The sequence below is a fragment of the Curtobacterium sp. MCLR17_031 genome, from assembly GCF_003234775.2.
Lineage (GTDB): Bacteria > Actinomycetota > Actinomycetes > Actinomycetales > Microbacteriaceae > Curtobacterium > Curtobacterium flaccumfaciens.
Genome location: NZ_CP126270.1, coordinates 2,288,854 through 2,310,720, shown reverse-complemented (window position 1 = coordinate 2,310,720; position 21,867 = coordinate 2,288,854). Strand labels below are relative to the sequence as shown.

19 protein-coding genes and 1 other RNA gene are annotated in these 21,867 nt (G+C 70.9%); 12 read left to right on the top strand and 8 right to left on the bottom strand.

All coding sequences use genetic code 11. The features are described from left to right. Positions 1 to 68: 68 nt before the first annotated feature. The 3 genes from glgB to DEI96_RS10925 all read right to left on the bottom strand — a co-directional run bounded on the left by glgB (position 69) and on the right by DEI96_RS10925 (position 6,901). A complete protein-coding gene (gene glgB / locus DEI96_RS10935) occupies positions 69 to 2,630 on the bottom strand; it encodes a 1,4-alpha-glucan branching protein GlgB (protein WP_111023987.1) in 2,562 nt (853 codons plus the stop codon). Then, positions 2,627 to 4,627 carry an alpha-1,4-glucan--maltose-1-phosphate maltosyltransferase gene (locus DEI96_RS10930; protein ID WP_171907870.1) on the bottom strand — a complete coding sequence of 667 codons (2,001 nt, stop codon included), beginning with the start codon at positions 4,625 to 4,627 and terminating at the stop codon, positions 2,627 to 2,629. Before DEI96_RS10930 ends, glgB begins: the two co-directional genes overlap by 4 nt. 174 nt (positions 4,628 to 4,801) lie before the next feature. Next, positions 4,802 to 6,901, bottom strand: coding sequence for a glycogen debranching protein (locus DEI96_RS10925; protein WP_111023988.1), 2,100 nt, complete (start codon positions 6,899 to 6,901; stop codon positions 4,802 to 4,804). A gap of 59 nt (positions 6,902 to 6,960) precedes the next feature. Here DEI96_RS10925 and DEI96_RS10920 point away from each other — a divergent pair, with 59 nt between their 5' ends. From DEI96_RS10920 to DEI96_RS10910, 3 genes are all read left to right on the top strand, one after another. Beyond that, the gene (locus tag DEI96_RS10920) at positions 6,961 to 8,142 is read left to right on the top strand and encodes a cysteine desulfurase family protein (RefSeq protein ID WP_111023989.1); all 1,182 of its coding nucleotides are present in this window, start codon (positions 6,961 to 6,963) and stop codon (positions 8,140 to 8,142) included. Between the two features lie 69 nt (positions 8,143 to 8,211). After that, entirely contained in the window at positions 8,212 to 8,409 is a 198-nt protein-coding gene (locus DEI96_RS10915) for a hypothetical protein (protein WP_146246923.1), read from the top strand. A 2-nt stretch (positions 8,410 to 8,411) separates the two neighbouring features. Continuing rightward, on the top strand, positions 8,412 to 8,909 hold the full coding sequence (locus DEI96_RS10910; RefSeq protein ID WP_111023990.1) for a hypothetical protein: 498 nt from the start codon (positions 8,412 to 8,414) through the stop codon (positions 8,907 to 8,909). Here DEI96_RS10910 and DEI96_RS10905 read toward each other — a convergent pair. Beyond that, positions 8,902 to 9,537 carry a hypothetical protein gene (locus DEI96_RS10905; RefSeq protein WP_111023991.1) on the bottom strand — a complete coding sequence of 212 codons (636 nt, stop codon included), beginning with the start codon at positions 9,535 to 9,537 and terminating at the stop codon, positions 8,902 to 8,904. The genes DEI96_RS10910 and DEI96_RS10905 overlap by 8 nt on opposite strands. A gap of 151 nt (positions 9,538 to 9,688) precedes the next feature. Here DEI96_RS10905 and DEI96_RS10900 point away from each other — a divergent pair, with 151 nt between their 5' ends. After that, positions 9,689 to 10,183, top strand: a complete 495-nt coding sequence (locus DEI96_RS10900) for a GNAT family N-acetyltransferase (protein ID WP_220039130.1) — start codon at positions 9,689 to 9,691, stop codon at positions 10,181 to 10,183. Between the two features lie 143 nt (positions 10,184 to 10,326). On the opposite strand, the gene DEI96_RS10895 is transcribed toward DEI96_RS10900, so the two are convergent. Beyond that, entirely contained in the window at positions 10,327 to 11,349 is a 1,023-nt protein-coding gene (locus DEI96_RS10895; RefSeq protein WP_111023993.1) for a LacI family DNA-binding transcriptional regulator, read from the bottom strand. 68 nt (positions 11,350 to 11,417) lie between these two features. Here DEI96_RS10895 and DEI96_RS10890 point away from each other — a divergent pair, with 68 nt between their 5' ends. The 8 genes from DEI96_RS10890 (at position 11,418) to DEI96_RS10855 (ending at position 18,291) form a co-directional block, all read left to right on the top strand. Then, on the top strand, positions 11,418 to 12,305 hold the full coding sequence (locus DEI96_RS10890) for a sugar phosphate isomerase/epimerase family protein (protein WP_111023994.1): 888 nt from the start codon (positions 11,418 to 11,420) through the stop codon (positions 12,303 to 12,305). 2 nt (positions 12,306 to 12,307) lie between these two features. Further along, a complete protein-coding gene (locus DEI96_RS10885) occupies positions 12,308 to 13,303 on the top strand; it encodes a Gfo/Idh/MocA family oxidoreductase (protein ID WP_111023995.1) in 996 nt (331 codons plus the stop codon). A 44-nt stretch (positions 13,304 to 13,347) separates the two neighbouring features. Next, on the top strand, positions 13,348 to 14,457 hold the full coding sequence (gene prfB, locus DEI96_RS10880) for a peptide chain release factor 2 (protein ID WP_071244840.1): 1,110 nt from the start codon (positions 13,348 to 13,350) through the stop codon (positions 14,455 to 14,457). Between the two features lie 61 nt (positions 14,458 to 14,518). Then, positions 14,519 to 15,274, top strand: coding sequence for a cell division ATP-binding protein FtsE (gene ftsE / locus DEI96_RS10875; RefSeq protein WP_111023996.1), 756 nt, complete (start codon positions 14,519 to 14,521; stop codon positions 15,272 to 15,274). After that, the gene (ftsX, locus tag DEI96_RS10870) at positions 15,271 to 16,185 is read left to right on the top strand and encodes a permease-like cell division protein FtsX (protein ID WP_027465852.1); all 915 of its coding nucleotides are present in this window, start codon (positions 15,271 to 15,273) and stop codon (positions 16,183 to 16,185) included. The genes ftsE and ftsX overlap by 4 nt, the downstream gene beginning before the upstream one ends. Before the next feature lie 131 nt (positions 16,186 to 16,316). Beyond that, positions 16,317 to 16,793, top strand: coding sequence for an SsrA-binding protein SmpB (smpB, locus tag DEI96_RS10865; protein WP_027465851.1), 477 nt, complete (start codon positions 16,317 to 16,319; stop codon positions 16,791 to 16,793). Between the two features lie 95 nt (positions 16,794 to 16,888). Beyond that, positions 16,889 to 17,265, top strand: a transfer-messenger RNA (tmRNA) gene (gene ssrA, locus DEI96_RS10860). 162 nt (positions 17,266 to 17,427) lie between these two features. Next, the gene (locus tag DEI96_RS10855) at positions 17,428 to 18,291 is read left to right on the top strand and encodes a hypothetical protein (protein WP_111023997.1); all 864 of its coding nucleotides are present in this window, start codon (positions 17,428 to 17,430) and stop codon (positions 18,289 to 18,291) included. Between the two features lie 15 nt (positions 18,292 to 18,306). Here DEI96_RS10855 and DEI96_RS10850 read toward each other — a convergent pair whose 3' ends face one another. The 3 genes from DEI96_RS10850 to DEI96_RS10840 all read right to left on the bottom strand — a co-directional run bounded on the left by DEI96_RS10850 (position 18,307) and on the right by DEI96_RS10840 (position 21,813). Next, on the bottom strand, positions 18,307 to 19,623 hold the full coding sequence (locus DEI96_RS10850) for an LLM class flavin-dependent oxidoreductase (protein ID WP_111023998.1): 1,317 nt from the start codon (positions 19,621 to 19,623) through the stop codon (positions 18,307 to 18,309). Next, positions 19,624 to 21,009, bottom strand: coding sequence for an O-acetylhomoserine aminocarboxypropyltransferase/cysteine synthase family protein (locus tag DEI96_RS10845; RefSeq protein WP_111023999.1), 1,386 nt, complete (start codon positions 21,007 to 21,009; stop codon positions 19,624 to 19,626). It lies immediately after the preceding gene. A gap of 90 nt (positions 21,010 to 21,099) precedes the next feature. Beyond that, positions 21,100 to 21,813 (bottom strand): M50 family metallopeptidase, encoded by a 714-nt coding sequence (locus DEI96_RS10840; RefSeq protein WP_181433267.1) that lies wholly within the window; start codon positions 21,811 to 21,813, stop codon positions 21,100 to 21,102. Positions 21,814 to 21,867 lie beyond the last annotated feature (54 nt).

Genomic DNA, 21,867 nt, shown 5'->3' with positions numbered 1-21,867 from the left:
GAGGCCCGGTGCCAGCTGGCACCGGGCCTCCCGTCTGTCCGTCGGTCGCGTCGCGGACGCTGGCCGGGCTACTGGGCGAGCTTCAGCCAGACGGCGCCGAGCGGCGGCACCACGAGGTGTGCCGAGGCCGGGCGGCCCGCCCACGGGGTGTCCTCTGCGGTGACGACGCCGAGGTTGCCGACTCCGGAGCCGCCGTACTCGGCAGCATCGGTGTTGAGGACCTCGTGCCACTCGCCGGCGGTCGGCAGCCCGAAGCGACGCTCCACCGGCACGCCGGAGAAGTTCACGAACACCGCGACCCGGTCGTCGCCGTCCTTCCGCAGGAACCCGAGGGTCGAGTGCGGTGCGTCGCCGCCCTCGAGCCACTCGAAGCCGTCGGCCGTCGAGTCGTGTGTCCAGAGCGCCGGGGAGTCCTTGTACACGCGGTTCAGCTCCGCGACGAGGTCCTGCACACCGCGGTGGCCGGGCTGGTCGAGGAGCCACCAGTCGAGGCCCTTCGCCTCGGACCACTCGGCGGGCTGGGCGAACTCCTGGCCCATGAAGAGCAGCTGCTTGCCGGGGTGCGCCCACATGAACGCCAGGTAGGCGCGCACGTTGGCGAGCTTCTGCCACTCGTCGCCGGGCATCTTGCCGTACAGGGAGCCCTTGCCGTGCACGACCTCGTCGTGGCTGATCGGCAGCGTGAACTGCTCGCTGAACGCGTAGACGAACGAGAACGTGATCTCGTCGTGGTGGTAGCTGCGGTACGCGGGGTCGCGCTGCACGTACTCGAGCGAGTCGTGCATCCAGCCCATGTTCCACTTCTGCCCGAAGCCGAGTCCGCCGGCGCTCGTCGGCTGGGTCACGCCCGGCCACGAGGTGCTCTCCTCGGCGATCATCACGATGCCGGGGTAGCGCTTGTACGCCGTCGCGTTCGTCTCCTGCAGGAACGAGATCGCGTCGAGGTTCTCGCGGCCGCCGTGGATGTTCGGCAGCCAGTCGGTGCGGGAGTAGTCGAGGTACAGCATCGAGGCCACCGCGTCGACCCGCAGGCCGTCGATGTGGAACTCCTCGAACCAGTACAGCGCGTTCGCGACCAGGAAGTTGCGCACCTGCGGCTGTCCGAAGTCGAACACGTAGGTGCCCCAGTCGAGCTGCTCGCCGCGGCGGGGGTCCGGGTGCTCGAACAGCGCGTAGCCGTCGAAGCGCCCGAGGGCCCACTCGTCCTTCGGGAAGTGCCCGGGGACCCAGTCCATGATCACGCCGATGCCGGCGGAGTGCAGGCGGTCGATCAGGTAGCGCAGGTCGTCCGGCGAACCGAAGCGCGCGGTCGGTGCGTAGTACCCGGTGACCTGGTAGCCCCACGACCCGCCGAACGGGTGCTCGGCGAGCGGCAGGAACTCCACGTGCGTGAAGCCGGTGTACTCCATGTGCCCGATGAGCTGGTCGGCGACCTCGCGGTACGACAGGCCGGGGCGCCACGAGCCGAGGTGCACCTCGTAGACGCTCATCGGGGCGTCGTGCGTGGTGGTCTGCGCGCGGCGCTCCATCCACGCGGCGTCGCCCTCGGACCACGTGTACGTGGACTCGGTGACGACGGAGGCCGTGGCGGGCGCGATCTCGGCCTCGCGGGCGAACGGGTCGGCCCGCTCCACCCAGCCGGAGTCGGTGAGGATCTGGAACTTGTAGCGCTGGCCGACGACTGCGCCGGGCCAGAACAGCTCCCAGACGCCGAGGTCGCTCAGACGGCGCATCGCGGTGGTGCGGCCTTCCCAGCCCTCGAAGTCACCGATCACGCGGACGGCGGTGGCCCGGGGTGCCCAGACGGCGAACGCGACACCGTCGACACCGTCGACCGTGCGGGCGTGTGCGCCGAGGTGGTGCCAGAGCTGCTCGTCACGGCCCTCGCCGAACAGGTGCAGGTCGAGCTCGCCGAGCGTCGGGGCGAACCGGTACGCGTCGTCGGTGGTCCAGGTGGCGTCGTCCTCGTCCGTGGACTCGTCGTAGTCGTACTCCGACTCGACGCGGTAGCGACCGAGGGTCTCGGCAGTGGCGCCGGCCCAGAGCCCGTCGCCCTCGTGCGTGAGCTCGATGTCGTCGCCGTCGGGGCGCACGAGGCGCACCGCGCGGGCCAGGTGCCGGACGACGCGGACGCTGGTGCCGCCGTCGACCGGGTGCGGGCCGAGCACGTCGTGCGGCTGGGACCAGCGGCCCTCTGCCACCTGCAGACGCAGCCAGTCCTCGATCGGAGCCGGACGCGGATCCGTGGCAGTACCGGTGGCGGCAGCGGCGGCCGGAGCCGAGCCAGCAGTCGGCGCCGAAGCAGCGGCGCCGGGGGCGACGGGCGCGTCGACGGAGGCCGGGCGGACCAGGGGTGCAGCGCCTCCGGTCGGGGCCGTCGGGACGTCGGACGATGCTGCGGCTGCCACGGACGGCTGCCGCGGGTGCGTCGGGTCGGCGGGGTGCCCGGCGAGCGTGGCCGATTCCGCCACGCCGCGGTCGGGCGCCTCGCGCTGCACCGGCGGAGCGCCGGGCAGGTCCTCGTCGGGCGCGGACACCTTCGGCTCGTACCGCGGCACGGCCGGCGGCGGAGGCGGCACCGGCGGGACGGCCGGTCCGCGCTTCGTGGGGTCGGTCGGTTCGGGGGTCATCGGTGGGGTCCTTCCACGACGAGCAGGTGCACGGGCTCCTGGAACGCGTCCAGGCGGACGTAGTTCGACGCGCCCCAGGTCCAGCGCTGACCGGTCACGACGTCACGGACGTCGAACAGGCCCTCGGTCGGCAGACCGAGTGCGGCGAGGTCCAGGTGCACGGTGGTCTCACGGGCGGAGTGCGGGTCGACGTTGGCGACCACGATCACGGTGTCGGGGCGTCCTGACCGGATGTACTCGCCCGACAGGTGCTTCGAGTAGACGACGATCGCCGGATCGTCGGCGGCGTGCACGTGCAGGTTCCGCAGCTGTCGCAGCGCGGGGTGCGCCGCACGGAGGCGGTTGAGCATCGTCACGTACGGCGCGAGCGACGCACCCTCGGCCTCGGCCAGGGCGAAGTCGCGCGGCTTGTACTCGTACTTCTCGTTGTCGATGTTCTCTTCCGAGCCCGGACGGGCGACGTCCTCGAACAGCTCGTACCCGGCGTACATGCCCCACGTCGGAGCGCCGGTGGCGGCGAGCGCCGCGCGCACCTTGTAGCCGGCACGGCCGCCGAACTGCAGGTACTCGGTGAGGATGTCGGGCGTGTTCACGAAGAGGTTCGGGCGCAGGTAGTCGCTCGTCTCGTGCGAGAGCTCCGTGAAGTAGTCCTCGATCTCGTCCTTGGTGTTGCGCCAGGTGAAGTACGAGTACGACTGCTGGAACCCGGCCTCGGCGAGCGCGCGCATCATCGCCGGGCGGGTGAACGCCTCGGCGAGGAACACGGTGTCGGGGTGCTCGTCGCGGATCTCACGGATGACCCGTTCCCAGAACCAGAGCGGCTTGGTGTGCGGGTTGTCGACGCGGAAGATGCGGATGCCGAATGCGATCCAGTGGCGCAGGACACGCTCGACCTCGGTGACCAGGCCCTCGGGGTCGGTGTCGAACTGGATCGGGTAGATGTCCTGGTAGCGCTTCGGCGGGTTCTCGGCGGTCGCGATGGAGCCGTCGGCGCGCTGCGTGAACCACTCCGGGTGCTGGGTGACCCAGGGGTGGTCGGGGGAGCACTGCAGTGCGAAGTCGAGCGCGACCTCCATGCCGGTGTTCTTCGCCGTCTCGACGAAGTCGCGGAAGTCGTCCTCGGTGCCGAGGTCGGGGTGGATCGCGTCGTGCCCGCCCTCGGGGGAGCCGATCGCCCAGGGGCTGCCGGGGTCGTTCGGCCCGGGCGTGAGCGTGTTGTTCGGCCCCTTGCGGGCGGTGGTGCCGATGGGGTGGATCGGCGGCAGGTAGATCACGTCGAAGCCCATCCGGGCGACGGCGGGCAGGCGGCGGGCCGCGGTGCGGAAGTCGCCGCTCTTCCATGAGCCGTCGGGGTTCTTCTTCGCGCCTTCGGAGCGGGGGAAGAACTCGTACCAGGCGCCGACGCCGGCGCGGGTGCGTTCGACGTCGAGCAGCTGGGTGGCGGAGTGGGTCCGGAGCGAGGTGAGCGGGGCTTCCTCGACCTCGGCGACGATCCGCGGGTCGTCGACGGCGGCCAGGCGTTCGGCCGGGTCGAGGTCGGTGTCGCGGACGCGTGCGGCGGCACGGGTGGCGGCGGGGGAGTCGGTCTCCTCGGCCAGCCGGTCGAGCAGCACGGCACCGTCGAGCAGGGTCGCCTCGGTGTCGACGCCGGCCGCGATCTTCAGACGTGCGCCGTGGAGCCAGCTCGCCCAGTCGTCGGAGTACGACTCGACGTGCCAGGTCCAGACGCCGACGTGGTCGACCTGCACCGTGGCTTCGTAGCGGTCGGTGCCGGGGGCACCGAGGGTCATGGGGACGGTGCGGGTTCCACCGTCTGGGCGTTCGAGGACGAGGTCGGCGCCGATGATGCCGTGTCCTTCTCGGAAGACGGTTGCACCGAACGTGATCACCTCGCCGTCGAATGCCTTGCCGGGGAAGCCGTTCGGCGTCCTCGGGGCGAGCTCGGTGATCGGGATGCGCCCGATCTTCGGGCGGCGGGGTCGGTCTGCGGTGGCCACGGAAGCGACGCTACCCGGCGAGCGGCTCCGCGTTCCCCGGAATCGGCCCGCTGTGGAGGGCCGGGCGCGCCGTGGAGCCTGTTGAGGACCGGACGCAAGGCCCGTGGCGGGGCCGCCACGGGCCTCCCGTCCGCCATCCGGTCGCGACGCCGGGCCGTACCCGCCCGCTCGGCGCTACGCCACCTCGAACAGGTGGATGCCGGGGCCGTAGGCGGTGAAGACCTGCCCGGCGGGACGCAGGCGCTCGTGGTCGCGGTGCTTCTCGCTCGACCAGGCCAGGCGGTACCCGAGGACGTCCTCGCGCACCGGCAGGGTCAGGTCGCGGGTGCGGCCGCTGCCGTGCACGACCACCAGGACGCGGTCGAAGGGCTCGTGCTCCGGCGTCGACTCGACGAAGTACTGCAGGGCGCGGTGCACGGGCTGGTCCCAGCCCTCGATCGTCATCGGGTGCCCGTCCGGCCCGTACCAGGACATCCGCGAGGCCCCGGGGGTCTCCTGTCCCTCGACGCCGAAGCGGGTGGGGCGGAGCGACGGGTGCGCCTGACGGAACCGGGCCAGCGCGGCGACGGCCTCGGTCATCGTCTCGGCGTCCTCGTCGTCGGACCAGTCCACCGGGGTCAGGTCGTCGGACACCACGTAGGCGTTGTTGTTGCCGTGCTGCGTGCGGCTCCGCTCGTCGCCGGCGGTGAGCATCGGCACCCCGGCGGAGAGCATCAGGGTCGCCACCAGGTTGCGCATCGACCGGCCGCGCGCGGCACGGACCCCGCGGTCGGCGGTGTCGCCCTCGATGCCGTGGTTGAACGAGCGGTTGTCGTTCGAACCGTCGCGGTTGTCCTCGCCGTTGGCCTCGTTGTGCTTGCCGTCGTACGACACCAGGTCGAGCAGGGTGAAGCCGTCGTGCGCGGTGACGAAGTTGACGCTCGCCAGCGGGCCGCGATCGGCGCCGAAGACGTGACGCGAGCCGGTCAGGGCTCCGGCGAGCGCACCGATCCCGGTCTGCGGCAGGCCGGTGCGGCGCTCCTCGGCGATGTCGGTGAGCCAGAACTGGCGGACCGTGTTGCGGAACCCGTCGTTCCACTCGCTCGTGCGGTGCCCGGCCGCGCCGAACTCCCCGGTCTTCCAGCCGTCCGGGCCGACGTCCCACGGCTCGGCGATCACCAGGGTGTCCTGCAGGTCGGGGTGGTTCCGGATGCGCTCGAGCAGTGGGTGCGACGGGTCGAACCGGTGTTCGCCGTCGCGGGCCAGGGCGGCCATCAGGTCGAAGCGGAACCCGTCGACCTGCACCTCGCGCGCCCAGTACACCAGGCTGTCGACGATGAGGTCCGCCGTCGCCTCGACCGAGGTGTCCAGCGTGTTCCCGCACCCGGTGGTGTCGTAGTAGCTGTCCCGGTACGGTGACGCGGAGCGCGCCCAGCGGTAGCGGTTCGCACCGTCGATGCCGCGCAGGCTCGTCGTCGGACCACCCAGGCCCTCTTCCGCGGTGTGGTTGTAGACGACGTCGAGGACGACCTGGATGCCGGCCTGGTGCAGCAGCCGGACCATGCCCTTGAACTCGCGCAGGACGGCGTCGGCGCCCTCCTGCTGCGCCGGTGCCGAGGCGTGCGCGGCGTGCGGGGCGAAGAACCCGAGCGTGTTGTAGCCCCAGGCGTTCTGCCGGCCGGCGTCGCGGAGCCACCGCTCGGTGTCGAACGCCTGCACGGGCAGCAGTTCGAGCGTCGTGACGCCGATGCGGTGCAGGTGCGCGATCGTGCTCTCGTGGGCGACCCCGGCGTACGTGCCGCGCAGGTGCTCCGGCAGGTGCGGGTTCGCGGCCGTCAGGGTGCGGACGTTCGCCTCGTAGACGACGGCACGGTCGAGCGGGACCTGCGGCTTCACGACGCCGCCCCAGTCGAACGCGTCGTCGACGACCACGCTGGTCCACCGGGGGCCGACCGCTTCGTCGTCGCCGGTCGGCAGGATGCCCCGCGCGTACGGGTCGAGCAACGGACGCGTCGGGTCGAACTCGTGCCGCGGCCCGACCGGTCCGTCGACGAGCAGGTGGTAGCGGTCGCCGGGCACGATCCCGGGGACCTCGCCGGTCCACTCGTCCGTGTCCGGCACGCGCTCGAGCGGGTACCGCGTCGGCCGCACGTCGGAAGGGTCGGCTCCGTCGGCGCTCCCCGCGCTCGCCACGACCAGGACGACGCCCGTCGCCGTCGCGGACCGCAGGGTGAACCGGGGGACGGTCCCGCCCAGGGAGAACCCCGGCGTCAGGTCGATCGCTGTCTCGTGCACGCGACAAGGGTACGAGGACCGGCGCGTATCCTGGACACTGCTCGATCCAGGGGGTGCATTTGTCGGTCTACCTCGACCATGCCGCGACGACGCCGATCCTGCCGGAGGCGCTCGCCGCCTTCACCGATGCCCTGGGCACCGTCGGCAACCCGTCGTCCATCCACAGCGCCGGCCAGCGCGCCAAGATGCTGCTCGAGGACGGCCGCGCCGCCGTCGCCCGCTCGCTCGACGCCGACCCGGTGGAGGTCGTGTTCACCTCCGGCGGTACCGAGAGCATCAACCTCGCCGTGAAGGGCCTGTTCTGGGCTCGCCAGCGCGACCGCCAGCGGCCCCGCATCGTCGTCCCGGGCGGCGAGCACCACGCCACCGTCGACACCCTGACCTGGCTGGAGACGCACGAGGGCGCTGTCATCGACGTGGTCCCGTTGGACGCGCAGGGTCGCGTCGACCTCGCCGGACTGGAGGCGCGACTCGCCGACGCCTCGGACGTCGCCCTGGTCACGTTCCTGTGGGCGAACAACGAGGTGGGCACCATCCAGCCCGTGTCACGGATCGTCGAGCTCGCGCACGCCGCCGGCGTGCCCGTGCACAGCGACGCGGTCGCCGCCTACGGGCAGGTGCCGGTGTCGTTCGCCGGGTCCGGCCTCGACGCCCTCAGCGTCTCCGCGCACAAGATCGGCGGGCCCGTCGGGATCGGTGCGCTCGTGCTCGGACGGAAGGCCACCGTCGAACCCCTCATCCACGGCGGTGGGCAGCAGCGGCAGGTGCGGAGCGGCACGCAGGACGCCCCGGCGGCTGCGGCCTTCGGTGTCGCGGCCGGCGCGGTCGTCGCCGAGCCGATGCCGCACCCGTCGCTCGTCGCCCTGCGGGACCGTTTGGTCGCCGGGGTGCGTGCGGCCGTGCCGTCAGCGGTGCTGATGGGGGACCCGCTCGACCGGCTGCCGGGCAACGCGCACTTCACGTTCCCCGGGTGCGAGGGCGACTCGCTCCTGTTCCTGCTCGACGCAGCCGGGGTCGCGGTCTCGACCGGGTCGGCGTGCCAGGCCGGTGTGCCCGAGGCGTCGCACGTGCTGCTCGCGATGGGGCTGTCGGAGCAGGACGCCCGTGGTGCGCTCCGGATCACGCTCGGCCACACGACGACCGATGCCGACGTCGACGCGTTCCTGACGGCGCTGCCCGATGCCGTCGCTCGGGCCGGTGCCGCGGGGATGGCGTCGCGGGAGCCGCTGCTCGGGCGGTAGTGGGAGCCCTCCGGGCATGCGCTGTTCGCCCGGCCGCGATCCCGGCCCTCACGCCGGTAGCCTGAGCCCGTGACCACTCCGAAACCGCAGGGCAGTGCCGACCTGGTGGGTCTGCTCGCCGGTGCTCCGCTCGCGCTCATCGGGATCGTGCTGCTCGTGTCCGCAGGAAGTACGCCGACAGCCGTCCTCGGGGCCGCGGTGCTGGTCTCCGGCACGATGCTGGTGTGCACCGCCCTGCTCATCCGAGGGCTGCGCCGGGAGCGCTGACCGTGGCCACGAGTGGCGGCGAGCACCACCCGCGGAACGGCACCCGGCGGGACAGCCGCTGGGCCGTCCCGATCCGTCGGGTCTTCCCCTGGTGGTACCTCGGCGGTGCGGTGGCGACGCTGGCGATCCTGGTCCTGGTCGATCCCGACGGCAGCCAGGCCACGGTGGCGTTCTGGGGGCCGACGATCGGGATCGCGATCCAGGACCGCGAGCGAGCTGCACGTGCTCGACTGGATAGCGGCTTCCCGGTCGACCGACGGTCGCTCCTGTCGCCTCCGTGGCTCGAACCGACCTGCGCGGTGTTGCTCACCGGCGTGGCCGTCGGACTCGGCATGCTCATCAACGCGCTCTTCGGGCACGGCACGTCCGTCACGACGTGGGTCGGGGCGGGGGTGTTCCTCGGGAGCGCCGCGTCCTTGGTCGGTCTCCTGCTCGTCCTGAGGAGCCGACGCCGCCGACGGTCGAGCGGTGCGGGCGGCCAGCCGGACGACATCAGCTGACGGGGCGCTCCGAGAGGAACCGCCCGGCTCGTCGGTACTGCACGGCCAGTTGCACGAGCCCGAGCACCACCGCGAACGACGCGACGAGCTCGACCAGCTTGATGGGCAGACTGTCCGTGCTCACCGCTGTCGAGGCGCCGAACAGCATCACGGCGCCGAAGATCGGCAGGATCCCGAGCGTGGCTCGACGGTTCTCCGCGGCCACCGCGGCGACGATGTCCGCGTGCTCGGCGTCGATCGGCTCCTTGCCGGCGATCTGGCGCCGCACTGACCGCTGCTCCGCGCGGGAGAGCGGGCTGCTCACCGATCGCCAGCGAGTGACGTAGTGACCGGAGCGCAAGGCCCACACGAAACCGACGATGCCGACGACCAGCCCGAGCAGCAACAGCACGAGCTGGACGAGCAGCTGCACGCCACCGCCGCCACTCGCGTGGCTGCTCCCGGCGGCCGGCACCAGCACCAGTGCCAGGACCACCCCGACGGCCCACGAGACCAGGACGAGTGCCCCCACCCACACGAACACGCCCGTCCGGCGGCGGCGGAGCCCGTCGTCGCTCTGGCCGTCGGCGAGCCGGGCGGCGGCTGCCCACCGCTCGGCTCCGGCCGGGTCGGTTGCGGGGCTGGTCATCGTTCTGGTCCTGACGTCGAGAGTCTCTCGACTCTACGGCGCACGGTCGGTCCGGGTCGCGCGTGCGACTCCGGAAGCGACTGCCGTTTGATCCGCACGAGGGGATCGCCACCGACCCGCTTCGTTGTGATACTTGGACATGCTCGAGTTGGTGAGGCCACAGACGGCGTTGTACGAGGCGTGGGCCGAAGCGCATGCCGAGTGGGGGCCGGGTGTGCACGAGGACGGGTTCGGGATCACCGCGCAGGACGACGTCGGCGACGAGGACGGGTTCCGCACCTGGGTCGGCCGACTGCACGCCAGACCTGGGGCGCTCTGGTGGATCGTCGAGGACGGCCGCGTCCTGGGCGGGATCGCACTCCGGGCGCCGGGAGACGCGGCCGGCGTGCAGCGGTTCGGCCACGTCGGGTACGGGATCCGCCCCTCGGCAAGGGGCCGAGGCGTGGCGACCTGGGCGCTGGGCCAGGTGCTCGCGCACGCATCGCGCGTCGGGATCGACCCGGTGATCGCCGTCTGCCGTGATGACAACGACGGCTCCGTCGGGGTGTTGGAGCACTACGACGCCGTCCTGCTGTCGACCGAGCGCCGCGGGGGTGTGCGGCTGCGACGGTACGCGATCGCCAGGTCGCACCGGAGGCCCGGATGACGGGGCCGGGACGGGGGTGCGAGGCGTGCGGAGGAAGACCGCGACAAGCGGGACGGACCCGCACCGGGCCTCCCTGTCGGCCTTCCGGGTGCACGCCGGACAGGCGGGCGCGCTGGGACCCCGGACCGTCGGCGACGTCGTCGTCAGCGGTCGCCGTCCGTCGGTCTCGGACCGCTCGTGGTGCGCCGCACCACGAGTGACACCGGTACTCGGTGCACGCGCGGCTCCGGGTCTCGCCCCTGCACGCGTTCACCGAGCCACCGTGCCGCCTGGGCCCCGATCGCGAACGTCCCGTTGTCGACCGTGGTGAGCGAGATGTGCCGGATGCTGCCGAGGTAGGTGTCGTCGTACCCGACGAGTGACACGTCGTCCGGGACGACGAGGCCGAGGTCGTCGGCCGCGGACAACGCGCCGATGGCGACGAGGTCGTTGTAGGCCACGAGCGCGGTCGGCCGGCCGGCCGTGCCCAGGACTCGTCGGGCCGCCGCGTACCCGCTCTCCTCGCTCATGCCGGCCGGCACCACGACGGCGTCGGCACCGTGGCGGGTCATGGTCGCGCGGAAACCCTGCTCGCGGAGCTCTCCGACGCGCCCCGGGCCGACGAGGTGACCGATCCGGGTGTGTCCGAGCGCGAGGAGGTGCTCGGTCGCGATCGACGCGCCGGCATGGTCGTCGTTCACGACCACGTCGGCGTGCAGGTCGTCAGGCTCGTACGTCCCGGCGAGGACCACCGGGACCTCCTGGACCGCCCGACGGAGGGCGGCGTCGTCCTCTGTGGTGCCGACCACGACGATGCCGTCCACCTGTTGTCGCAGGAGCATGTCCACGGGCGAACCGCCCACGCGCCGTGTGGTCGCCGAGTCGACGAGGATGGGTGCCAGTCCGACGGTGTCGAGTGTCGCGGTGAGGCCGGCGAGCAGGTCGACGAACCAGGGGTTCCGCAGGTCGTTCAGGAGCACCCCGACCGTGCCCGTCCGCTGCTCGCCGAGGCTCCTGGCTGCGCGGTTCGGTCGGTAGCCGAGTTCGTCGACTGCTCGCTCGACGGCCGCCCGACGGGCGTCGCTGACCCCTGGGTCGCCGCGGAGCGCGAGTGAGACCAGCGACTTCGAGACCCCGGCGCGCTCGGCGACGTCCCGGATGGTCGGAGCGTGGTGCGGTCTCGACATGAGAGCAGGCTAGTCCTATTCTGGACCGGTCCAGTTTGTTCCATTGCTGTCCAACGAAGCGAGCGCAGATGCCCCCGAAGATCTCCATGAACGTCACGACGACGTTCCACGGCAACGTCGTCCAGGACGTCCGCCTCGCGAAGGAAGCCGGCTACGGCGGCATCGAGCTGCAGAGCCCGAAGCTCTACCGGTACCTCGATGCCGGCTACGACGTCCAGACACTGCCGCCACTGCTCGAGGGTCTCGAAGTGACAGGGCTCGGTGCCGTGCTCGACATCGAGCGTCAAGGCGCCGGTCGCGACGACTTCATCGCGGAGGTCGAGCGCATGTGCGGTGTGGCGACCGCCGTCGGTGCGCCCATCGTGCAGTTGTGCACCGGGCCGGTCGATTCCGCCGTCGTCCGTGACCACCGCGCTGGCCGGCTGGCCGACGACGACACCCGGTACCGGGCGACGCTCGGACTCGACGAGGACGCAGCGGTCCGCATCACCGGTGCGAACGTCCGTCTGGCGGCGGACATCGCCGCGGACCACGGGCTCGAGGTCTACCTGGAGCCCCTCGCCTGGGCGCACCTCAACCGATGCCGGCACGCGCTGGACATCATCGAGGAGGCCGGGCGCGACAACGTGGGGATCGCACTCGACACCTGGCACTTCTGGACGACCGGGGACACGCTGGCCGAGGTCCGAGCGCTACCCGCGTCGGTCATCAAGGCCGTCCACCTGTCGGACGGGTTCGACCTGGACCGTGACCGGACGGTTCCCGACCAAGCCGTCCACCGGAACGTCGTCATCGGAGGCGGTGCGATCCCGCTGCAGCAGTGGGTCGACGCGATCAAGGCCACCGGGTACGACGGATGGTGGGTCACCGAGATGTTCTCCGACCGGGCGAACGAACAGGATCCCGCCGTCGTCGCACGCACCATGCACGACCTGACCGCGATCCTGGTGGGCTGATCATGACGCAACGCTTCGCACTCGTCGGTGCCGGGTTCATCGGCGCTGTGCACGCCGCGTCCCTCGCAGCGCATCCCGACGTCGACTTCGTGGGGATCCACGACGTCGACCGTGACCGCGCTGCATCGCTGGCGGCACGGCACGGCACGCGGGCGCTCACCCAGGACGAGGCGTTCGACGCGGCGCAGGTCGACGCGGTCTTCGTCGCTTCCTCCACCGACACCCACGCGCAGCACCTGCACGCTGCCGCCGACGCCGGGATCGCCGTGCTCTGCGAGAAACCCATCGCTGCCGGGTACGCCGACGCGGTCGCGGTGGTGGAGCACGTGCGTGCCAGCGGCGTGCCGGCGATGCTCGACTTCAACCGGCGGTGGGACCGTGACCACGCCGAGCTGCAACGCATCGTCGCCGCGGGGGAGATCGGTGCGGTCGAGCTCCTCCAGCTCAGCTCCCGTGGCCCGTCCCTGCCGCCGCTCGACTACCTGCGGGTCTCCGGCGGCCAGCTCCGCGACCAGACCGTGCACTTCTTCGACCTCGTGCGGTGGATCACCGGCGAGGATCCGGTGACGGTCGCGGTGGCGGGTTCGGCGCTCGTCGACCCGGCCATCCGCGAGTTCGGCGACGTGGACACATCGGTCACGACCCTCACGATGCCCTCCGGCGCGCTCGTGCAGATCGACAGCGTGCGGCGCACCGGCTACGGCTACGACGAGCGCATCGAGGTCATGGGGTCGTCCGGACTCGTCGAGTCGCGGCGGAACCACCGCGGGAACGTCGCTCGTTACACCGACGGGCACATCGTCGCGGACGGACTCCACGACGGCTGGTTCGAGCGCGTGCAGCCCACCTACGCCGCGACGCTCGCCGCCTTCGTCGCGTCGCTCGAGTCCGGATCCGAGCCGCCGGTCTCCCTGGAGGACGGGCTCAGGGCCCAGGCCATCGCCGAGGCGGCCACTCGTGCCCTGTCGTCGGCACGGACGGAGCACATCGACTACTGACCCCGGTCGGCCGAGTCGGACTCGCGCCGGTAGGATCGATGACCATGGTCGAACTGGACTTCACCGAGCAGCTCTCCGCCCTTCGCGAGACCTTCGGCAACATCCGCTCGGTGGTCGACGTCGACCGCCTGCAGCGTGAGATCGCCGACCTCAGCGAGCAGGCCGGGGCCCAGGACCTCTGGGACGACGTCGACCACGCGCAGCAGGTGACGAGCGCGCTCTCGCACCGCCAGTCGGAGTTGAAGAAGATCACCGACACCGAGCAGCGCATCGACGACCTCGAGGTGCTGGTCGAGATGGCGAACGAGGGCGACGACCAGGAGTCCGCCGACGAAGCGCTCGCCGAGCTCAAGGCGATCCAGAAGATGATCGGCGACTTCGAGGTGCAGACGCTCCTCGACGGTGAGTACGACGACCGCCCGGCGGTCATCACGATCCGCGCCGGCGCGGGTGGGGTCGACGCGGCGGACTTCGCCGAGATGCTCCTCCGGATGTACCTCCGGTACGCCGAGCAGCACAACTTCAAGACCACGGTGATGGACACCTCGTACGCCGAAGAGGCGGGCATCAAGTCCGCGACGTTCGAGATCGACGCCCCGCACGCGTTCGGCACGCTGTCGGTCGAGGCCGGCACCCACCGCCTGGTGCGGATGTCGCCGTTCGGTGCCGCCGGCAAGCGCCAGACGTCCTTCGCCGCGGTCGAGGTCATCCCGCTCATGCCGGAGACCGCCGTCATCGACATCCCCGAGAACGACATCCGCGTCGACGTGTTCCGCTCGTCGGGCCCCGGCGGGCAGTCCGTCAACACGACCGACTCCGCGGTGCGCCTGACGCACATCCCGACCGGCACCGTCGTCTCGATGCAGAACGAGAAGTCGCAGATCCAGAACCGTGCGGCCGCCATGCGCGTGCTGCAGTCGCGCCTGCTCCTCCTGAAGAAGGAAGAGGAGAACGCGAAGAAGAAGGAACTCGCCGGCAACATCACGGCGAGCTGGGGCGACCAGATCCGCTCCTACGTCCTGGCGCCGTACCAGATGGTGAAGGACCTCCGGACGGAGCACGAGGTGAACAACCCCTCAGCCGTGTTCGACGGCGATCTGGACGGCTTCATCAACGCGGGCATCCGCTGGCGCAAGCAATCCGCTGCCGAGTAGGGGTTCCTGAGCCGCGCGCCTCGCTTGCTTTCCAAGCGGGGCGACCTACCCTGATCCGGTCATGATCAAATTCGACCAGGTCACCAAGGTCTACTCGGGCAACCCGAGTCCGGCGCTCGACAACCTCACCCTCGAGATCCTCAAGGGCGAGTTCGTGTTCCTCGTGGGCGCGTCCGGTTCCGGCAAGTCCAGCTTCCTGCGCCTCGTGCTCAAGGAGGAGAAGCCCACCAGCGGGCAGATCCACGTGCTCGGGCAGCGCCTCGGGTCCCTGGCCTCGCGGAAGGTCCCGTACTTCCGCCGCAACCTCGGCGTGGTCTTCCAGGACTTCCGTCTGCTGCCGAACAAGAACGTGTTCGACAACGTGGCGTTCTCGCTGCAGGTCATCGGCAAGAGCAAGGGCTTCATCAGCGAGGCCGTGACCGACGTGCTGAAGCTCGTCGGTCTCGCCGGCAAGGCCTCCCGCATGCCGCACGAACTCTCCGGTGGTGAGCAGCAGCGTGTGGCCATCGCCCGCGCCGTCGTGAACAAGCCGGCGATCCTGCTGGCCGACGAGCCCACCGGAAACCTGGACCCCACCACGTCCGCCGGCATCATGGCGCTCCTCGAACGCATCAACCAGGGAGGCACCACCGTGCTGATGGCGACGCACGACGCCAGCATCGTGAACCAGATGCAGCGTCGGGTCATCGAGCTCTCGAACGGCACCGTCCTGCGCGACGAGCAGTCCGGCGGCTACCAGACCCAGGCCGTCCCGATCCAGCGAGGCACCGTGTCCAACACCACCGGCATCCAGACGATCCCGGGGCTCATCCGATGAGGCTCGGGCTCGTCATGTCCGAGGTCGGCTCGGGCCTGCGGCGCAATGCGTCGATGGTCGTCTCCGTCGTCCTCGTGACCTTCATCTCCCTGACCTTCGTCGGCACCGCGATCCTGCTCCAGATGCAGATCAACCAGATGAAGGGGTACTGGTACGACCGGGCGCAGGTCGCCGTCTACCTGTGCACCGACACCGACACCACGGGCAACTGCACCGGCGCGAAGGCCACCGCGGACCAGCGCGAGCAGGTCCAGGCGCAGCTCGACTCGTCGACGCTCAAGCCGTACATCGAGAAGACCTACTACGAGAACCAGGACCAGGCCTTCACCCGGTTCAAGGAGCAGTTCAAGGACTCGGCCGCGACGGAGTTCGTCAAGCCGGAGTACCTGAACGAGACCTTCTGGGTGAACCTGAAGAACCCCTCGCAGGCAGACGTCCTGGTCGAGAGCCTGTCGAAGGTCGCCGGCGTGCAGAGCGTCGTCGACCAACGCGGGTACCTGCAGCCGATCTTCAACCTGCTCAACGCCTCGTCGTACACGGCGATCGGCATCGCGGCGCTCATGCTCGTGGCCGCGGTGCTGCTCATCGCGACGACGATCCGCCTGTCGGCGTTCAGTCGACGGCGAGAGCTCGGCATCATGCGGCTCGTCGGTGCGTCGAACCGGTTCATCCAGACACCGTTCGTGCTCGAGGGGGTGATCGCCGCCGCCATCGGAGCCGTCCTGGCCGGAGGCGCCATCACCGCCGTGGTCTGGTTCTTCGTCCGGAACTTCCTGGCGGAGCGCTTCACCGGCACGGCGTTCATCGGCATGGGAGACGCGGCCATCGTGGTCCCCGCGGTGATCGTGATCGGGGTGCTCCTCGCCGCGGCATCGGCGTCGATCGCCATCCGCCGGTACCTGAAGGTCTGACGCAGCACAGCATCCGCGAACGGGCGGCGCGCCGGGAAGGTGCGCCGCCCGCTTCGTGTTGAGTAGTCTGTAGGGCTGCGCGGAACCACCCACGCAGCGCACTGCACCGGTCACCATCGAGAGGAGTCGTCATGGCGAAGGAACGCGGGGAGAAGATCGTCGCGACGAACCGTCGCGCCCGGCACGACTACCTCATCGAGGACACGTACGAAGCGGGCATGGTCCTGTCCGGCACCGAGGTGAAGTCCCTGCGGATGGGGCGCGCGTCCCTGGTCGACGGGTACGCCTACATCGACGGTGGCGAAGCGTGGATCGACGCCGTGCACATCCCGGAGTACACCGAGGGCACGTGGAACAACCACTCTCCGCGGCGGAAGCGCAAGCTGCTCCTGCACAAGCAGCAGATCGTGAAGATCTCGCACAAGACGGCCCAGGGCGGCTACACCCTCGTGCCGCTCCAGATCTACTTCCACGACGGTCGGGCCAAGATCGAGATCGCCGTGGCGAAGGGCAAGCGCGAGTTCGACAAGCGCCAGGCCCTGCGCGAGAAGACCGACAAGCGTGAGGCCGAGCGGGCCATGCGCACCCGGAACCGCGTCGGAGAGTAGCGCCGACGCACCTCCTCGGCTAGACTGAGGGACTGCTCCGACAGGGGCATTGGCAACTCAACAGCGTGACAGCGGCTCGCACGTCCGGCCCGCATGGGGATGATCGGTTTCGACATTGCCTGTGTGCCGACGGGAAGCGGGCCGAGGACCCACGGTTATCTCGTAAACGATCCGTGGAAAACAACAAGTGCCAATTCCAAGCGCACTGACTTCGCTCTCGCTGCGTAAGCAGCCCAGCACATGAAGTCCGTCGGCCAGGTGACCGTCTTCTAACCTGATCCCGACGTCATCCAGAGGACTTGCTGCACGGTTGCGCCTCAGGGCCGTGCGGGACTTGCACTGAGACTGGGCCCGTCGTCCTAGAAGCCGGTAGCAAAGGACGGGGCCGAGCAGAACGAACTATCCGGATACGCCCGTAGAAGACGTCGAATTGCAGCGATGGACGGGGGTTCGATTCCCCCCATCTCCACCATTCGCCGAACGACGAACCGCTGTCACGCTGCGCCACCTGAACGCCCTGGCACCGTCCCCTGGACAGTGCCGGGGCGTTCGCTGTTCCGCCACGTCCGAGGACTACGCTCCGGAGCAGGCGCGCAGAACACGCTCGCGTCGAACCCGAACGAGAGGTCAGCACGTGGTGCAGGAGATCGCGATCCGTGTCCGTCTGCGGGAGCAGGAACGAGTGGTGCTCAGCGAGTACGAGCGGATCGTGGGCTCCGTCGCCACGGTCGCCGCCCTCGCCGCATGGCTGCCGAACCCCGACACCCGCCTGGTCGTGCGCGGCCGCGGTGCCGAACCGGTGCGGCTCGAGACCGTCACGTACGGCTCGGTGGTCGAGATGCTCGTCGTGCTCGACCAGCGCTCCGCCGGGGTCGAACGTGCCGCCGCTGCCCTCGCCGCGCTCATCGAGTCGGTCCGCCACGAGCACGTCGCCGACGACGTCTCCGGGGTCGCCGGAGAACTCGATCGGCTCGACCGCGCTGCCCCGCGCGGACGCTCCGCCGTGGAACGCGACCTGCGCACGTTCCTCGAGGGGGCACGATCCGACGTCCTCGCGCGCAAGGCGACCACCCGGGTGCGGACCGCGCAGGCCCTGCTCCGGCTCGCTGAGGCGGACGCGGTGCTGACGGTCGAGCGGGTCGCCGACGCCCTGGCGCCGGTGCTCGAGGAGCACGCGGTCGACGTCGAGCTGGACACCGGCTCGGCCGTGGTCGTCGAGCCGATCGACGGGGTGGAGTCGCCGGAGACCGAGGCTGCGTCCGACGACGCCTCGCAGGCGGAGCCGGAGGCCGTGTCGGCCGTCCTGCCGCTGCCGATGGGTGCGAGCAAGGCGAAGTCCAAGAAGGACGACGGGAAGAAGAAGTCCAAGAAGGACGACGGCAAGAAGAAGTCCAAGAAGGACGACGAGGGCAAGAAGAAGTCCAAGAAGGACGACGAGGGCAAGAAGAAGTCCAAGAAGGACGACGACGGCAAGAAGAAGTCCAAGAAGAAGAAGTAGCTCGCAGCCGCCCCGCTAGAAGTCGAACAGGTTCGCCCGGATCCCTCCGGCGCCGTACTCCCGTCGCAGGAGCCCACGGCGCCGGAGCACCGGCACCAGGTCGCCGAACATCCGGTGGATCTGCGCCGGGTGCAGGTCGCCCGAGAAGATGATCCCGTCGTTGTCGGCGTCGCTGCCGAGCTCCTCGATGAAGTCCGCGAACTCGTCCGCCGTCCCGACGAACCCGGACCGTGATCCCGACCCCGGCGCGATCCGCCCCTGCCGCGCCTTGCGGGTGAGCAGCTCCCGCAGCGGTGCGTCCGGGGTGTCCCCGAGCAACCCACGGATCGTGCCGGCCGAGACGTGCTCCCCGAAGGTCCCGTCGGGCACCGGGGCGTCCAGGTCGAGCGCGAGCAGGTCGGTCTCGGAGTCGCTCGACCACGCGATCGCCGCCGCACGCAGGGCGTCGTCGGAGGGGTGCTCGGATGCCGCGACGATGCGGTCGGCCTCCTCCGGCGAGGACACGATCACGGGCTTGAGCACGAACAGGATCCGCAGGTCCGCGGTGGAGCGCCCTGCGGCCTCGGCTGCCGCGATCACGCGGGCTCGGTACTCCGTCACCGCGGCGGCGGACAGCGGCGCGAGCGCGAGCTGCACGTCCGAGTGGGTCCCGGCGAACGCGAGCCCTCGGCCCGAGCCACCGGGGGAGACGACCACGGGGTCCGACGCCAGCGGCAGGGCGTTGAGCGGACCGTCGGCGGTGAAGTGGGTGCCCTCGTGGTGGAACGCGTCGAGCGCGTCGCCGTCCGCGAAGTGCCACGAGTCCGGTGCGCCGACGTACGCGTCGCCCCACGAGTGCCAGAGCCGACGGAGCAGCGTGATCCACTCCTCGGCGCGGTCGTACGCCTGGTCGTGCGGCAGCGGCGGCAGGCCGGCGTGGCGTGCGCTGCCGACGTCGGTGACGACGTTGATGCCCAGACGGTCCGAGGACAGGTGCGCCAGGGTCGCGAACTGCCGTGCCGCCAGGTACGGCGGGGTGATGCCCGCGTTGACGGTCGGCGCGATGCCGATGTGCGAGGTCGCTGCGAACAGGTACGGGGCGAGCAGCAGCGGGTCGTGCTTCGGGCCGCCGTACGCCTGCCGGATGCGCAGGTCGAGGGTGGCGGGGGAGCCGAGCGAGACGGCGTCCTCGGCGATGACCAGGTCCATGCCGGCCTGCTCGAGCGTCCGGACGGACTGCTGGTACAGGTCCGGCTTCGTCCAGTCGTGGCCCCAGTCCCAGTCGGACCGGCCCCAGGCCTGCGGGCCGAAGCCGCGGGAGAAGAAGTACCCGAAGTGCTGCAGCTCGGCCATTCAGCGCCCCTGCCGATCGAGGGCCGGCCCACCGACCGCCGTGCGGTGCGCGTCGGACGCTCCACGTGCCTCCAGGCCGCCGGCGGCGTCTGCGGACCGCACCGCGTCGAGCCCGCGTTCCAGGTCGCGGAGCAGGTCCGCGACGTCCTCGATGCCGACCGACAGGCGGATCAGGCCGTCGTCGATGCCCTGCTCGGCTCGCTCCTCCGGCGTGCGGCCGGCGTGCGTGGTGGTCGCCGGGTGCAGGATCAGCGAGCGGACGTCGCCCAGGTGGGTCATCCGGCTGAACAGCTGCACGGCGTCGATGAACGCCCGCGCGGCGGCTTCGCCACCGGCGAGCGTGAAGGCGAAGACGGACCCGGCCCCGCGGGGCAGGTAGCGCTGGGCGAGGTCGTGGAACGGACTGGAGGCCAGGCCCGCGTGGTCGACGCTCGTCACCTCCGGCTGCTGGTCCAGCCAGGACGCGACGGCCAGCGCGTTCGCGCAGTGGCGTTCCACCCGCAGCGACAGCGTCTCGATGCCCTGGCGGAGCAGGAACGCGTTGAACGGCGACGGCGCCGGGCCGATGCGTGCGGCGACGACGTCGCGCGCGAACACGGCGAAGGCCCGGTTGCCGTACCGCTCGACGTAGCTCTCGCCGCCGAGGGACCGTTCGGGGCTGGTCAGGTGGGTCCAGCGCTCGGGGGCGGCGGACCAGTCGAACCGGCCACCGTCGACGACCACACCGCCGAGTCCGGCTCCGTGGCCGGACAGGAACTTCGACGCCGAGTGCACGACGATGTCCGCACCGTGCTCGACCGGGCGCACCAGGTACGGCGTGGCGAGGGTGTTGTCGACGATCAGCGGGACGCCGGCGTGGTGCGCGGTCTCGGCGACGCCGGTGATGTCGAGGACGTCGTTCTTGGGGTTCGGGATCGTCTCGGCGAAGAACGCCTTCGTGTTCGGTCGGACCGCGGCGGCCCAGGCGTCGAGGTCGCGGGCATCGGTGACGAAGTCGACCTCGATGCCGAGCCGGCCGAGGTTCTGCAGCAGCAGCCCGCGCGTGCCCTCGTAGATGCTCCGGGCGCTGACGACGTGGTCGCCGGCCTGCAGCAGACCGAGGAACGCCACGGTCGCCGCAGCCTGACCGCTGCCGACCAGGATCGCCTGGACACCGCGTTCGAGCAGCGCCACGCGACGCTCGACGTCCGCGTTCGTGGGGTTGCCGAGGCGCGTGTAGGTGTAGCCGTCGTCGGTGTCGGCGAAGCGGTCACGGGCCTGGTCGAAGTCGTCGAACAGGAACCCGGAGGACATGTGGATCGCGGGGACCCGGGCGCCGTGCCCGGCATCGGGCACGAAGCCGCCGTGTACCTGCTCGGTCGCGAAGCCGTGGTCGTCGGTCGCCATGGGACACCTCCGGGGGTCGTCTGGCGGTAGCCTCGCAGCCCCTCGGCGCGGACAGGCGATTGCGGCCCCCGGTTACGTGGCCGCGACCCCTCAGACGAGCGCGCGGACTCCGGCGACGACGGTGTCCCAGACCTGGAGCAGCGGCTCGCGCGCCAGCCACACGGCGACGGCGTTCACGGCGACGAACAGCACGAACCACAGGGACGCCGGCACCCGCATCTCGGCCGCGGCGATGTGGAAGTCGGTCTGCACCCGGGCGCCGGTGACGAGCCAGCGACCGACCTGCACCACCGAGCGCAGGCCGTCGACGACGAAGAACGCCCCGACGGCGGCGACCACCAGGACGGTGGCCTCGGACGGGCGGACGGCCACCCACAGGGCGAGCGCGTCGAAGCCGAGCACGACGAGCAGGCCGAACCAGTTCCGGACGAACGCCAGCGCCACGAGCCCGATGACCGCGAGCACCACCACGGGCAGCCAGCGGGAGCCGTGCAGCACCCCGGTCACCAGGAGCACGCCCGCCCACAGGGGTGCGCTGTACCCGGCGTACAGGTTCAGGATCCGGACGAGCCACCGGATGCCGCCGGGCACCCGGCCGAGCTGGACCCAGGCCTCGCCGGACCCGTCCGGGTGCAGCTCGATCCGCTGGATCCGCCCGCCGAACGGCACGACGACGATCGCGTGCCCGACCTCGTGCGCGATGGTCGCGGCGATGCGGGCCACACGGCCGACGAACGGCACGAACGGCAGGACGGCGCCGACGAGGAGCGCGACGAAGACGAGGGGCGGGGCTGCGGTGGTCAAGTGACCAGCATCGCAGCCCCGCCCAGGAAGACCCTGCGGGATCCGGTCAGGAGA

What these genes read in the sequence shown, in the direction of transcription:
- glgB (WP_111023987.1), bottom strand. Translation starts at nt 2,630, where the DNA reads ATGACCCCCGAACCGACCGACCCCACGAAGCGCGGACCGGCCGTCCCG.
- DEI96_RS10905 (WP_111023991.1), bottom strand. Translation starts at nt 9,537, where the DNA reads ATGACCAGCCCCGCAACCGACCCGGCCGGAGCCGAGCGGTGGGCAGCC.
- DEI96_RS10895 (WP_111023993.1), bottom strand. Translation starts at nt 11,349, where the DNA reads ATGTCGAGACCGCACCACGCTCCGACCATCCGGGACGTCGCCGAGCGC.
- DEI96_RS10890 (WP_111023994.1), top strand. Translation starts at nt 11,418, where the DNA reads ATGCCCCCGAAGATCTCCATGAACGTCACGACGACGTTCCACGGCAAC.
- DEI96_RS10885 (WP_111023995.1), top strand. Translation starts at nt 12,308, where the DNA reads ATGACGCAACGCTTCGCACTCGTCGGTGCCGGGTTCATCGGCGCTGTG.
- prfB (WP_071244840.1), top strand. Translation starts at nt 13,348, where the DNA reads ATGGTCGAACTGGACTTCACCGAGCAGCTCTCCGCCCTTCGCGAGACC.
- ftsE (WP_111023996.1), top strand. Translation starts at nt 14,519, where the DNA reads ATGATCAAATTCGACCAGGTCACCAAGGTCTACTCGGGCAACCCGAGT.
- ftsX (WP_027465852.1), top strand. Translation starts at nt 15,271, where the DNA reads ATGAGGCTCGGGCTCGTCATGTCCGAGGTCGGCTCGGGCCTGCGGCGC.
- smpB (WP_027465851.1), top strand. Translation starts at nt 16,317, where the DNA reads ATGGCGAAGGAACGCGGGGAGAAGATCGTCGCGACGAACCGTCGCGCC.
- DEI96_RS10850 (WP_111023998.1), bottom strand. Translation starts at nt 19,623, where the DNA reads ATGGCCGAGCTGCAGCACTTCGGGTACTTCTTCTCCCGCGGCTTCGGC.
- DEI96_RS10845 (WP_111023999.1), bottom strand. Translation starts at nt 21,009, where the DNA reads ATGGCGACCGACGACCACGGCTTCGCGACCGAGCAGGTACACGGCGGC.